We start from the raw sequence: 13531 nt of genomic DNA, 5'->3' as shown, positions 1-13531 counted from the left end.
AAAAAAGCGAAACCAAACAACTATTTTTTGCCTTGGATAAGTAAATATTCAACAAAAAAAATGGCAAATAAATTTATGAAGAAACCTGTGATTGTTTGTATAGATGACGAGCCTGATGTTTTGGAAAGCTTAAAGATTGAGCTCAAAAAGGCGATCGGCGATCAGTGCATTATTGAAACGGCAGAAGGTGGAGAAGATGCTTTGGAATTGCTAGCAGATTTGCGGGCTGAGGAGCATGAAATAGCTTTGGTGCTTTCCGATTACATCATGCCGGATATTAAAGGGGACGAGCTGCTCAAACAAATTCACGAACAATCGCCCGATACCCTGACAATTATGCTGACGGGACAAGCCGATTTACAAGCTCTGAGCAACAGCATCAAGTATGCTAAGTTGTACAGATACATCCAGAAACCTTGGCAGGATGAAGATTTACAAATAACAGTGGTAGAAGCAGTACACAGTTATTTGCAAGACCAAAAATTAACAATTGAAACTATCAAGCGACAACAAGCCAACGAGGAGTTAAAGAGAGTCAATGCGGAGTTAGAGGTGGTAAACGCAGACTTGAAGCTAGCCAACGAGGAATTATCTGCGAGTGAAAGTCGGCTGAATCAATTTTTAGGAGCTTTGCCGGTGGGGGTATCTGTTTACAATCCCGATGGCTCGATCGCGTATTTGAATCATGCAGCGCAGGAATTGCTTGATTCACAAACTGTCCTCGCGAGGGCTGCCCAAACATGGCGTGGAATGGATCAATTTTATAACGGCGAGAGCGATCGCCTATATTTTCCTGAAAATTTTCCGATTTTACGGGCGCTGAGAGGGGAATCTGTCAAAGTTGATGATGTTGAAATCACTCAATACGGTTTGATAATTACTTTAGAGGTAACTGCTACGCCAATTTTTGACAGCAGCGGAAATGTTGTTTTTGCGATCGCAGCTATTCAAGACATCAGCGAGCGCAAAGAAGCAGAAAGAGTCCTAGCAAATTACCAGCGTACCTTAGAAGCTGAAATTGTGGAACGCACAGAACAACTGCAACAGGCTGCATTAGCTGCCCAAGCAGCAAACAGAGCGAAAAGTACGTTTCTCGCCAACATGAGCCACGAGTTGCGTACCCCCCTCAATGCCATACTCGGTTTTACTCAAATCGTCGAATCTAGCCCAAATCTAACAGCAGAAGACCGAGACAATATCAAAGTTATTCACCGCAGCGGCGAACACTTGCTGACTTTAATCAATCAAGCTTTAGACTTGGCAAAAATCGAAGCGGGCCGGATGATTGTTTTTCCGACAAACTTCAATCTCTACGACTTGCTTGACGAAATGGAAGATATGTTTCAACTACGAGCGAAAACTCAAGGTTTGCAGTTAGTTTTTCAGCGAAATACAGATGTTCCGCAGTACGTGCGAACTGATGAGGTAAAACTGCGCCAAGTGCTAATCAATCTCCTCAGTAATGCCATGAAATTTACCAGAGTTGGCGGGGTATCTGTAAGAGTGAGGTCTCTTAGGCAAGGCAGTTCGGCAGGGACAGATGTAGGGGATGTCATGGATGTAACAGATAGAAGTAATAGAGAAGAAGCAAGAGGAAATGATTCAGAAGGCGAAATTGTCATTGCCGGTGAAAATCCTACAAATTTAGATGGTTCGACAAGTTACAGTCTGCCTGAGAGTGAAAATTTGACGGAGAATAATTTAGATTTGTCTGGTTCGTTGTTTCTGCAATTTGAAGTAGAAGATACAGGAAGTGGCATTTCTCCCGAAGAATTGGGCAAGGTTTTTCAAGCCTTCGTGCAAACAGAATCCGGTCAAAAAGCTCAAAAAGGGACGGGTTTAGGCTTGACGATCAGCAGCCAATTTGTACGGCTAATGGGCGGCAATATTACTGTGGAAAGCGAGCAAAATCGAGGTACGATTTTTAGATTTGAGATTGAAGTTGATGCAGTTGATGCCGCTTCGATTCCTACCCCGGAAATCAGCAGCCTGGTGATGGGAGTGGAACCAGATGGGCCATCCTACCGGATTTTAGTTGTGGACGATCGCAAAGACAACCGCCAACTTTTAGTTAAAATGCTTTCTCCCTTGGGTTTTGCAGTGAAACAGGCTAGCAACGGCCGTGAAGCGGTAGAAATCTGGGAAAACTGGCAGCCGCACTTAATCTTGATGGATTTGCAAATGCCGGTGATGGATGGCTGCGAAGCGACGATGGAAATTAGACTCAGGATACAGCAGAGACAGTCCAAGCAAGCAATGGGGGAGGAAATCAACGTCTCTGGTGTCGAACCTCTGATTCCGAAGATTATTGCTTTGACAGCTAGTACCATTGAAGGGAGGCGATCGTTTGCTTTATTCGTCGGCTGCGACGATTTTATTAACAAACCCTTCCGCAAAAATGATATCTTTGATACCCTTCACAAACATTTAGGGGTGAAGTATCTATACTCTAACTCAACGGATTTGATGTCAGCGGGCGATCGCCACAATCTATCTGACTCCCAGTCTAATGATGCGCTTGCTTATTTACCCATACTTCCCGCACAATGGATAGATCACATGAGGCAGGTAATCCGCAGTGCTGATTTTGACTTAATTGGGATAACAATCGAGGAAATAAGGGATGCTCATCCTGAATTTGCCGAAATCCTCCAGGGTCATCTCGGTAATTTTGATTACCAGAAAATTCTCAATTTAGTTGCCGAGGCGGAGGAATCTGATCGTGGAGATGAAGGCGGAACAAACTGAAAACTATCAAGCAGATATTTTAGTAGTTGACGATACGCCAGACAATCTGCGTTTGTTGATTAGAATCTTGCAAAAAAATGGCTATAAAGTTAGACCTGTTACTAATGGTTTTTCGGCTATAGATGCAATTCAGTCTAGCGTCCCAGATTTGATTTTGCTGGATATTATGATGCCGGATATTAACGGTTATGAATTATGTCAAAAACTAAAAGTACAACCGCAATTTAGCGAAATTCCCATCATTTTTATCAGCGCGTTAGAAGAAGGAATAGATAAGGCAAAAGCTTTTGAAGTAGGCGGAGCAGATTATATCACAAAACCTTTTCAGGTTAAAGAAGTATTGGCGCGAGTGAGCAATCAACTGACCGTGCGTTCTTTGCAAATGCAACTGCAAGAAAAAAATCAAAAATTGACCGATCAAAATGTCCAGTTGCACCAGGAAATTGCCGATCGCCGTCAGGTTGAAATGGAAACAAGATTGCTGCTGGAGGCAACTCAAGCTATTAGCAAATCTGACGATTTTGAGTCGGCTATAGATGTGATTTTAGGTTTAATTTGTCAAACTATTGAATGGAATCTGGGCGAAGCTTGGATTCCTAACAGTGACGGCGTTTTAAGATGTGCTAGAGGCAGGTACGTCAGCGATTTGAGTTTTGCCCAATTCAGACAGACAAGTTGGCAGCTAACTTTTGCTCCTGGTGCGGGACTCCCAGGGAGGATTTGGCAGTCGCAGCAGTCCGAATGGATCGAGGATGTTTCTACTGCACCGGAACAAGTGTTTCTGCGATCGGAAATTGCGGTAAATGTGGGATTGAGAGCGGCTTTTGGTTTGCCAATTTTGGCGGACAACCAAGTGTTAGCTATTTTGATTTTTTATCGCGAAAAAGTTCTGGAATCTCAGCCGCGTTTGCTGGAATTGGTGAGTGCGGTTGCTACGCAGCTCGGTTCGCTGATTCAGCGGAAACAAGCTGAAGCAGCGCTGAAATTGCAGCAAAAGCAAACAGAGAAATTGCTGCTGAATATTTTGCCTAAACCTATTGCTGAGCGCTTGCAAAAAGAGCAAAAGCTGATTGCGGATCATTTTGATGAGGTGACGGTATTGTTTGCTGATTTGGTTGGTTTTACAGAGTTTTCGGCTCACAAAAGTCCGACGCAGTTGGTAGAAATTTTGAATGGAATTTTCTCGGAGTTCGATCGGTTGTCTGAGTTGCACGGGTTGGAAAAGATTAAGACGATTGGGGATGCTTACATGGTGGTTGGGGGTTTGCCGACGGCGCGCCCGGATCACTCTGAGGCGATCGCACTTTTAGCTTTGGATATGCAGGTAGCTTTGAGAAAGTTTAATCTCAAAATTGGAGAAGGTTTTCAATTGCGGATCGGAATTCACAGCGGTTCGGTGGTGGCGGGCATTATTGGGATTAGCAAATTTAGCTATGATTTGTGGGGAGATACTGTGAATGTTGCTTCGCGGATGGAGTCGAACGGATTGCCGGGTAAAATTCAAGTGACGGCGAAGACTTACGAGCGTTTGAAAGAGCAGTTTATTTTTGAAGAACGGGGGCCTATCACGGTTAAAGGTAAAGGAACAATGCTGACTTACTGGTTGCTCGAAGAACAAACTCAATCTATTTAGGTTTGAGATGTCAATTTCAATTAATATTAAAATTAGATCTAAATCGCACTTTCTGGAGGACTCATCCTTTGCAAACAGTTGAAACAAAATCGCCGACAGCATTGAAAAGAGTCCTAGTTGTTTTAATATCGCTGGTAGCTGTAGCGGTACTGGCGATCGCAACTTTTACCCTAATTCCCGGAGAAAAAACCATGTTTGCTGGAAAAAGACCTACCAATATCGGCATTGTGTCAGGAAAACTGGCAGCGTGCCCTGCTTCCCCCAACTGCGTCAGCAGCTTCAGTCAAGATGCCGAGCACCAAATTGAGCCTTTGGCTTACACTTCGTCGCCTGCTGAGGCTATGGCTAAGCTCAAAGGGGCGATCGAGTCCTCGGGCAAAACTAAAATTATCACCGCAACCGATAATTACCTGTATGCGGAGTTCACCAGTGCTTTGATGGGCTTTGTGGATGATGTGGAATTTTTGGTAGATGATGGGGCAAAGGTGATTCACGTGCGATCGGCTTCGCGTCTGGGACAGTCGGATTTAGGAGTCAACCGCAAACGCATAGAAACCATCAGAGATCAACTAAATCCACTCTAAACCTAAAATTTATAGCTTTCCTGAAGCCTCTCTCCTGCAACATTCTGAAACTACAGGTACGTTGTTGGGCTTTAGCCCTCTTTAGACTGATAGAGAAAGAGGGCTCAAGCCCAACTACGTACCTAATTTTTATTTCGTTCCTCGCAATCACACTAGCCCTAACTGAACCGTATTGTGACTCAATCAGGTATTGAATAGCTGAGCGCGCTAGCACCGACACCGCGCTGTATTCCTATAGTATTAAACGCCCTAAATTGAGCAGTTCAGACTTTAGGGAGAGGGAAGTTAAGCCATTAATTTCTACTATTAATTTAAGTAGAGCGACGAGGAAAAAACACATGGCACTTCAAAGAATTGCAGATTTTGAGCCTAATTATAAGGAAGAAATATTTGCTGGAGACGACATCAAAGGATTTGATGTTTATGCCGGTGACTCTGACGAAAAAGTAGGCACTGTTTATGACGCATTGGTTGATGAAACTGGCCGTTTTCGCTATCTGGTAGTTGATACCGGCATTTGGATTTTTGGTAAAAAAGTATTGCTGCCGATCGGTTCGGCCCGCTTCGACTACGGAGCCCATCGCGTCTACGCCACAGGCCTTCGCAGCAAAGCTCAAGCAGAACAACTGCCGGCTTACAATGAAATGGAACCCCTAGATTACGATCGCGAAGAACAAGTAAGAGGCGTCTACCGCAATCCAGGCACAGCAGCGACAAGCACTGCAACTCCTGCTAGCTACGATCGCAGCAGCTACAGCTACGATATCGATCGCCCCCTCTACGAAACCAACGAACAGAACCACCAAAATCTCAAGCTTTATGAAGAACGCTTGATTGCCAACAAAAACCGCGCCAAAACAGGGGAAGTAGCAGTTGGTAAGCGGGTGGAAACTGAAACAGCAAGAGCTTCAGTACCCATTGAAAAAGAACGAGTCGTAATCGAGCGAGTCACACCAGTAGAAGCTGGTAGAGTAGTTTCAGTCGGCGAGGCTGACTTCCAATCAGGGGAAGTTGCACGCATCGAAGTCTACGAAGAAACGGCCGACATTCACAAGGAAGCCTACGTGCGCGAAGAAGTCAACGTCAGAAAAGAAGTTGTTCGCAGCACGGTTGACGGGGAAGAAACCTTGCGCCGTGAAGAATTAGACATTCAGACTGACGGAACTCCGGTTGTAGATAATAAAACTATCTAAACCAACCGCAGGAAGTCTTGAATAGGAATTACGCATTAATCACATAATTCTCTCACCGCACAGGTTTGAATTTGGCGATCGCGCAATTCCTAGATGACGCAATACGCTTCAGTTAAGCCCGATTCCCCCTTAAGAAGGGGGGGAAAAGAGTATTCTTCAAGTCCCCCTTTTTAAGGGGGATTTAGGGGGATCTCCGAGGACTCAACAGTTTTAACCCAAGCGTATTCCTATATAACGGCGGGTGGAGTGCGAAACTTGCCGGTTTTGGCCAAAGTTTATGCACTTTCCCCGCCTTTACCAGAAAGAATTGGTTGAAAGCCCCAAGCTTTTTCGGGAGAAATTAAAATCAGACTATTCATTACTCCAATCCTCTGACTTCTAGGTAGAGGTCGGTTTCCTTCGGTCAACTGTCAACTGTCAACTGTCAACTGTCAACTGTTGAACAATTCGCCCCAATTCATAATAAAAATCCCTAAGCAGGAAAGTTTTAAAAATGAACGGTCAAGCATCAGCCGAAAAAGTAGCCACAGCCAAATCAAATACCCGTCTCAACCGGGTGCCGGAAAAAGTCAGGACTAAGCTAAAAAGTTTTACAGTAAAAGACAACCAAGGTCACTTGGTAGGCAAAATCAAAGATGTCTATTTCGATCCTAACGGTCAGCTAAACTTTGTGGTATCAGGGCTAGGTCGCGAAAACCCCCGCATTTTTTTAGTAAGTATCAAGCTGCTCAAAAAAGTAGATTATCATCAAAAGACTCTGTTTGTAAGTATTAAGTCCGATGCAGTCGATCTGCTGCCCGGAATTGGGGGAACGGCAGAGTATGAGTATTTAGGAAAATCCTCAGAACAGCTTGATGAAGTGAGCAATAGCGAGTCAACTAATCCCTCAACAGTTATGTCAAATCTAACAGATGCCGATCGCCAAAATGAACATTTAGAGACCGATGAGGATGACGAAAACTTGGATATTGTCGATCGAGAAGTAATTCGCCTGCTAGAAGAACGATTGGTAATCAATCGCAGCAAGCGCAAAGTCGGCGAAGTCATAGTCCGCAAAGAAATTGAGACTCGGATGGTACAAGTGCCGATCCAGTGGGAAAAGTTGATTGTCGAACAAGTCGGCGACGATCCGAAGGTTTTGGCAGAGATAGATTTGGGCGAGGGAAACATCACCGGTATAGATTTGGCAGAGATTAAGAGCGATCGCCAGGAACCGACAGTTAAGGCAGAATTTACGTCTGTGCAGAAAGCTAGCAAGATCTTAAATGCGATCGCCTCTCAACCCCGCCACGGTTGCGTCAAAGTCCGCCTAGAAATAGTTTTGGAAGACAAGCAACTTGAGGATACGTACCAAAAATGGATGACGGAAAGCCACTCAGATAAGTGAGGTACGTTGTTGGGCTTAAGCCCTCTTATACTTATCGTGTAGTAAACGGGGTCGCATCAAAAACTCCATTTACAGTCATACCTCATCTTTCGTTATAAATGTTATATATAAAGAGCGCTCAAGCGCAACTACGTACCTATTGTCTTAAGCAAACGGTATTGTCTTATATATAGCCTTTCTCAAAAAGATGAGGTATGACTGACAGCTTACATAACCCTTAAACGTATAGGGCCTTCTTCCCAACAACGTCCGCGAATCTTTCGCTTGATCCGCTATATATATGCAAGAGCGCTGAAGCGCAACTACGTACCTATTGAAAAATTTCATCGGGTTCACAAATATCTCTACTCTAATATCCGCCGGAACTCTGCAAACCCCCCTGGTCTGGATTTTTTAATTTTGAGCGATCGGCAAATCGACAAAATCTTACCAAATTGCGGTAAAATTGTGCTAGTCAAATTTAGAAATATTTGAAAATGCCCAGCACCATCTCCGACATTAATGTAAAAACGATCGCAGGCGCAGACAAGCAGCTAGGAGAGTACACTGGCCAGGTACTCTTGATAGTTAACGTAGCTTCCAAATGCGGCTATACACCTCAATACAAAGGACTCGAAGAATTGAGCCAGAAGTACGGCGCCGCCGGACTCCGCGTTTTAGGATTTCCCTGCAACGACTTCGGAGCTCAAGAACCCGGAAGCAACGCAGAAATCGTCAATTTCTGCACTACAAAATACGGTGTCAGCTTTGAATTATTTGACAAAGTAAGCGCTAAAGGCAGCCAGCAGCACCCGCTGTACGCTAAGCTTACGAATGCAGTCGATCCCAAAGGTGAGGTTTCCTGGAATTTTGAAAAATTCTTAGTTAGCAAACAGGGTGAAGTGGTTGCCAGATTCCGCAGCAGCGTGGGCCCAGATTCGCCGGAATTGATCGCTGCGATCGATCGAGAATTGGCAAAATAAGCAGTTCGGCAACGGATTTTTTTACCGATGTAACGGATGGATGTTTAGTTATTGTAGGGTGCGTCAGGGCTAAATGTTTTGAATACAGACTAACAATTTTCTCCCTGACGCACCCTACGGTTAGTTAGCTTGTTTTTTCTTCTCTTCCTCATTGTTGAGAAGCAATCAACAATTAACAAATACCGGTGATTGGATTTAATTGGAGAACGTTTTAATTTAATGGAAAATACATCGGGATTAGATTTAGCCGTAGGTTTACTGGCGTTCGCGATTCTGGGAGGCGGGCTGGCCATGCTATTTGTAGGTATGGCATCGTTCCCTAAAGAAAAGTAACAATAATTGAGATTATGTCCTCAGGATCAAACTTTAAATTGGTTCGATCGTTCGGACTTCAGTCCGCCAATTTCTCTGAGGACTGAAGTCCGAACGATCGAACTCTGAGGAAATTTAACATCATCCAATTTTAACAGTAGCAATTGACAACCATGCAAACTACCGAAAGCACCGTCAAAATTGCCTTGGCGCCGGGGAACTTGCGCCGGGTTCACCATATCGCTTTAAACGTGCGCGATATGAAAGCTTCCTGCCACTTCTACGGTACAATTCTCGGCTTACACGAACTCACAGGTGCAGAAATTCCCGCAAGTTTAACCGAAATGGTGGCTGCTGGTAAAGTCGCTAATTTCATCACTCCAGACGGGACTGTGATTGACTTATTTTGGCAGCCAGATTTGGAACCGCCAAACCCAGATCCCCAAAAGGCTTTTACTCGCGCTAACCACTTGGCCTTTGACATCGATCGCGATTTGTTCGATCGCGCTTTGGAAGTGCTAAAGTCTAATGAAATTGCGATCGACAGCGGCCCCGTCACCCGCGCTACAGGACGCGGCATTTACTTTTACGATCCCGACGGATTTATCATCGAAATCCGCTGCGATGCAGTGGATGGGGAGGGTCGGCACGGGGGCACGACCCCTACATTTACTCTCCAATAATTATTGTGGAACAGGCAGGAAAGCCTGTTCAAGACTGGCTTTTAGGTGCGCGGTGCACACCCTACATTTACTACATTTAGAGTTGTTTCACTTGCCGTCTTTGCTAATAGGTTGCTTAGGCCAAGTAAACCGAAAAATTGCTCCCTCACCTTCGGCAGATTCCAGAGAAATAGTGCCGCCTTGAGATTCGACAATCTTCTTCACTAGCGACAAACCAATCCCAGTATTTTCAACTTTATCGCGAGCTTCCAAGGTCTGAAAAATCACAAAAACTTTATCGTGATATTGAGGAGCAATCCCCGGCCCGTCATCAGCTACAGCAAACTCGTAAAAATTCTCTAACTCCTTAAACGATATGTTTACGTAGCCGGATTCATTTCTATTGTGTTTAATGGCGTTGCTAATTAAATTAGAAAAAACTTGCTGCAACGGCAATCTTTCAGTCACAAAAGTTGGCATTCCCGGTTCAACTTTTACATCAAATCCTGACGGCGGCGCCAACGAATCAATAATTTCTGCTAATAACTTCTCAACTTTTACAGTTTCTGAAGCCAGTTGAATGCGTCCGACGCGGGAATATTGCAGCAGTCCCTCAATCAATGATTCCATACGGTGAGCTCTGCCGCGCAGCAGGTTCATTTGGTGCAGAGTATCCTCTGTCATCGAATCGCTGAGGTCTTCTTCTATCCAACTGCTGAGATTTGCGATCGCCCTAAGCGGCGCTTTCAAATCGTGAGAAACTACATAAGCAAACTGGTCTAATTCTTGATTCCGCTTTCTCAACACACTTGTCGTTTGAGCCAGCGAGTTCGCAGTCCACCTCAATTCTTCAGCGTGCAACCGCAACGATTCCTCAGCTTGTTTGCGTTCCCTAATATCTTCTACCACACCCATCAGCAATTGAGTGCCATTTTGTTCTTGCAGCAGCGAAACCGTCAAGTTGACCCACACTAACTCTCCGTCTTTGCAGACATAGCGCTTTTCTATACAGTAATTATCAATTTCTTCTGCTAATAATTGGCGCAATAATTCCAGTTCGTTTCCTAAATCTTCTCCAAAAGTAATATCCTGAAAATTTTTAGCCATCAATTCTTGACGGCTGTAGCCGACAATTTCGCAAAGTTTTTGATTAACTAACAGCAACTTGCCATCCACACTCGCTTGAGCCATGCCGACTGCGGCTTGTTCAAAAGTATCGCGAAACCGCTGTGCGCTTTCGGCTAAAGCTCTTTCTGAGCGCTTGCGATCGCTAATATCGTTGCTAATTTCCAAAATAGCCTGGGGTCGATCTCGATCGTCGCGCTGCAAAGTCCACCGACTCGCCACCGTAATTTTTGTGCCGTCTTCCTTGGTACGCACCAGTTCCCCTTGCCAATATCCCCGCTCGAAAAACACTTTTTGAATTTCGTCAAAACGCTGCCTCCATTCTGTATGCAAAAGCTCGTGAATATTTTTTCCTATTGCTTGCGAATTCCGCCACCCGTAGAGCCACTTCGCCCCCAAATTCCAATAAGAAATCACCCCGTTCAAGTCGAGTACCGCGATCGTATCGTTCGCAAAATCCAGCATTTGCGCTTGCTTGCGGAGAGTCTCCTCAGCTTGTTTCCGTCCTCCCACATCGCGGCAAATCGCAACAAACAAGCATTGATTTGCCAGACGCATTTCGCTGATGGCTAACTCCATCGGAAACTTGATGCCGTCGCTGCGAATTCCGACAGTTTCTTGCTGGTAAGTCTTCAGTTTAGCATCGGGATTTAAGACAAAATATTCGATCGCATAATCTCCCGCGCTGCTGTCTGGCTGCGGTTGAGCTATCAGTTGGCGCAGGTTCGAGCCAATTGTGCGATCGGCTTTTTCGCCAAAAATCCGTTCTGCTGCCGCATTAAAAGACTCAATATTGCCCGATTCATCTAAAGTAATAATCCCATCAGCCGCATTGTCTACCACAGCTTGAATGCGAGTTTTACTTTCTTGCAAGCCTGCTTGCCGCTTCCTCAATTCCTGGTCTAAACTATGAAATAAATACCAGGAAGCTGCTCCACCCAGACAGCCGACAAGCAAACCAGCAAATTGCAGGAAATTAATTAAATCTACCAACTCACGTACTCGTCGCTCTAAATCCTTCTGGTAGGCTTGGCTGGCATCAGCAAACGCATCAATTTTTTCGCGCAGCTTATCCATCTTCAATTTATCTCGAGCTAACACCTGAATTATTTCCGGCGACTGCACTTTTGTTGCCGCACTATCGAGCTTATTCAGAGTGTTTTGCAATAAAATTATTTGCTGTTCGGTACTTTTTTGAATTTCTGCAAATCCCTGATCTGGCAGTTGATTTTCTGCCACCGCAATTTCGAGTTGAGCCAGCAGCGGAGGCAAACTCTTCTTTGCTTCTAAATATGGTGCTAGAAAATCGCGGCGCTTCGTCAACCCGTAACCCCGAATGCCCGTTTCCGCATCCACCACAGTGGTTAACAAGCGGTTGGTTCCGTGAAGTATTTCCTTATGAGTATCTGCTCGCTTTCTTATCTGTATTGCACTATCCCGGAGTCCTGCAATTGCGATCAGCGAAGCAAACAGACAAATCACGGGGATAGCAACGATGACTGTTCCCCGCTGGCGAATTGGTCGGTCTGTCCATACAAAGTGGACGAAGCGATCGAGCAAATACTTCACGGATATTGTGAGGAGAAAGTTTAGTGATAGTATATCATATCAATTCCGGCTGCGTTGGAATGACAAGCGAGGAGACGGCAGTGCCGTTTTCCTACCCCAGATTAATTGTAGGGAAACGGCATCTTGAGTCTCCTGATTTCGGTAATATTAATAATTCCGATGCTACCGGAATTGACATCACTTTTGGGCAATTTATGCTATACAACAGCTCGTTTTTTGTGTTTGGCGATCGCCCGGGCGTAACCGTAGAAACTAGATTATGCCCCGGCGATGGCTAGCTACTGACAGTGACAGAAGATTTTTTAGCAAGGTTTTTAAGCCCAAGCAAGGAGAAGGAAAAGCGTTTTTTCGGCAGCGAGATAGCAGGCACAGCAGAAACACTTGTTTCTACTTTACTTTCCTGTTCGCTTTCGGCTTTGGGTTTCAAACTAGAGTCTGTTTCGCAAACATTCTGAACTGCTGGAACTACAGTCCATTTGCCTGTAGTGGGATCGCGATAAGAAGTGAAAGGATTTATTTTTAGCGGTTGACTGCAAGGTTTAATCATCTCGATGCACTCCTTTAATTTTGAGAACTTGTGCACTGCTGTCGGTGGCATTGCTATCTCGGCAGTAGAGGCCGCAGTTTGAAGGTTCAAGGGAGAAGGCAAAAAGCCGAATTGTGTTTCTGGGTTCTTATGCCTTTGATAATTCCTGATTTCCTGTTAACTTTTGCCTTCTACTGGTTAGCGACGATAGCATTACTTTTACCAAATTGCCTTTGTATAAGCAATACCCCCACCCCCCCCTGTGGCAGGTTGAGGTGCGGATTTTAAATGCAGGAAGGCGCTATATTCTGGTTGTGGCACAAGTTTGGGATAATAAAAGTATTCTAGGCTGGGAAAAAATGCGACTGTGTGATCGGCAACAGAGGTCGATCGCGATCGGTATCACAATTAACAGGGAATTGGTTATTGGTTATTGGTTATTGGTTGTTGGTTATTGGTTGTTGGTTATTGGTTGTTGGTTGTTGGTTATTGGTTATTGGTTATTGGTTGTTGGTTATTGGTTATTGGTTGTTGGTTATTGGTTGTTGGTTATTGGTTGTTGGTTATTGGTTGTTGGTTATTGGTTGTTAGTAATGGCGAATTATTGCATCTTTTACCCATCCGTTAAATCTGTTAAATCCCCATCGCATGGGGAGCATCTCAGTTTTGCAAGAAACATTTTTTATCTTTCGTGCTGTCCCCGCACAGCAAAGCTTATACACGCACGCGAGCGGGGACGCTCGCACTATAAATAATGCAAAACTGAGATGCTCTCCATCGCGTGCTCGTTGCCTTCTTCCTTCTCCCTTCTCCCTTCTCCCTTCTCCCTT

Annotated in this window: 11 protein-coding genes; 9 read left to right on the top strand and 2 right to left on the bottom strand. The window is 44.8% G+C overall.

Features of this window, described 5'->3' with window-relative positions:
* Positions 1 to 60 precede the first annotated feature (60 nt).
* From JGK11_RS08685 to JGK11_RS08655, 7 genes are all read left to right on the top strand, one after another.
* Complete coding sequence (locus JGK11_RS08685) at positions 61 to 2748, top strand: response regulator (RefSeq protein WP_293192299.1); 2688 nt, start codon at positions 61 to 63, stop codon at positions 2746 to 2748.
* Positions 2723 to 4381: an adenylate/guanylate cyclase domain-containing protein gene (locus JGK11_RS08680; protein ID WP_293181216.1), complete on the top strand. Its 1659-nt coding sequence runs from the start codon at positions 2723 to 2725 to the stop codon at positions 4379 to 4381. The genes JGK11_RS08685 and JGK11_RS08680 overlap by 26 nt, the downstream gene beginning before the upstream one ends.
* A gap of 68 nt (positions 4382 to 4449) precedes the next feature.
* Entirely contained in the window at positions 4450 to 4965 is a 516-nt protein-coding gene (locus tag JGK11_RS08675) for a DUF1499 domain-containing protein (protein WP_293197126.1), read from the top strand.
* Positions 4966 to 5303: 338 nt separating this feature from the next.
* The gene (locus JGK11_RS08670) at positions 5304 to 6158 is read left to right on the top strand and encodes a DUF2382 domain-containing protein (protein ID WP_293181222.1); all 855 of its coding nucleotides are present in this window, start codon (positions 5304 to 5306) and stop codon (positions 6156 to 6158) included.
* Between the two features lie 493 nt (positions 6159 to 6651).
* Complete coding sequence (locus tag JGK11_RS08665; protein ID WP_293181225.1) at positions 6652 to 7545, top strand: DUF2382 domain-containing protein; 894 nt, start codon at positions 6652 to 6654, stop codon at positions 7543 to 7545.
* Positions 7546 to 8021: 476 nt separating this feature from the next.
* A complete protein-coding gene (locus JGK11_RS08660) occupies positions 8022 to 8507 on the top strand; it encodes a glutathione peroxidase (RefSeq protein WP_293197127.1) in 486 nt (161 codons plus the stop codon).
* Between the two features lie 485 nt (positions 8508 to 8992).
* Positions 8993 to 9502 carry a VOC family protein gene (locus JGK11_RS08655; protein ID WP_293204968.1) on the top strand — a complete coding sequence of 170 codons (510 nt, stop codon included), beginning with the start codon at positions 8993 to 8995 and terminating at the stop codon, positions 9500 to 9502.
* An 87-nt stretch (positions 9503 to 9589) separates the two neighbouring features.
* Here the strand turns inward: JGK11_RS08655 and JGK11_RS08650 are convergent, their stop codons facing one another.
* Positions 9590 to 12175, bottom strand: a complete 2586-nt coding sequence (locus JGK11_RS08650; protein WP_293211269.1) for a PAS domain S-box protein — start codon at positions 12173 to 12175, stop codon at positions 9590 to 9592.
* Positions 12176 to 12234: 59 nt separating this feature from the next.
* Here JGK11_RS08650 and JGK11_RS08645 point away from each other — a divergent pair, with 59 nt between their 5' ends.
* Positions 12235 to 12453: a hypothetical protein gene (locus JGK11_RS08645; protein WP_293211267.1), complete on the top strand. Its 219-nt coding sequence runs from the start codon at positions 12235 to 12237 to the stop codon at positions 12451 to 12453.
* Here the strand turns inward: JGK11_RS08645 and JGK11_RS08640 are convergent.
* A complete protein-coding gene (locus tag JGK11_RS08640) occupies positions 12450 to 12773 on the bottom strand; it encodes a hypothetical protein (RefSeq protein ID WP_293181240.1) in 324 nt (107 codons plus the stop codon). The genes JGK11_RS08645 and JGK11_RS08640 overlap by 4 nt on opposite strands.
* 161 nt (positions 12774 to 12934) lie before the next feature.
* Here JGK11_RS08640 and JGK11_RS08635 point away from each other — a divergent pair, with 161 nt between their 5' ends.
* A complete protein-coding gene (locus tag JGK11_RS08635) occupies positions 12935 to 13456 on the top strand; it encodes a hypothetical protein (RefSeq protein ID WP_293204962.1) in 522 nt (173 codons plus the stop codon).
* Positions 13457 to 13531: the final 75 nt, after the last annotated feature.

The organism is Microcoleus sp. PH2017_34_RAT_O_A, assembly GCF_020737885.1.
Classification (GTDB): domain Bacteria; phylum Cyanobacteriota; class Cyanobacteriia; order Cyanobacteriales; family Microcoleaceae; genus Microcoleus.
The sequence above is the reverse complement of the archived record's forward strand: the minus strand, read 5'-3'. Positions and strand labels throughout refer to the sequence as shown.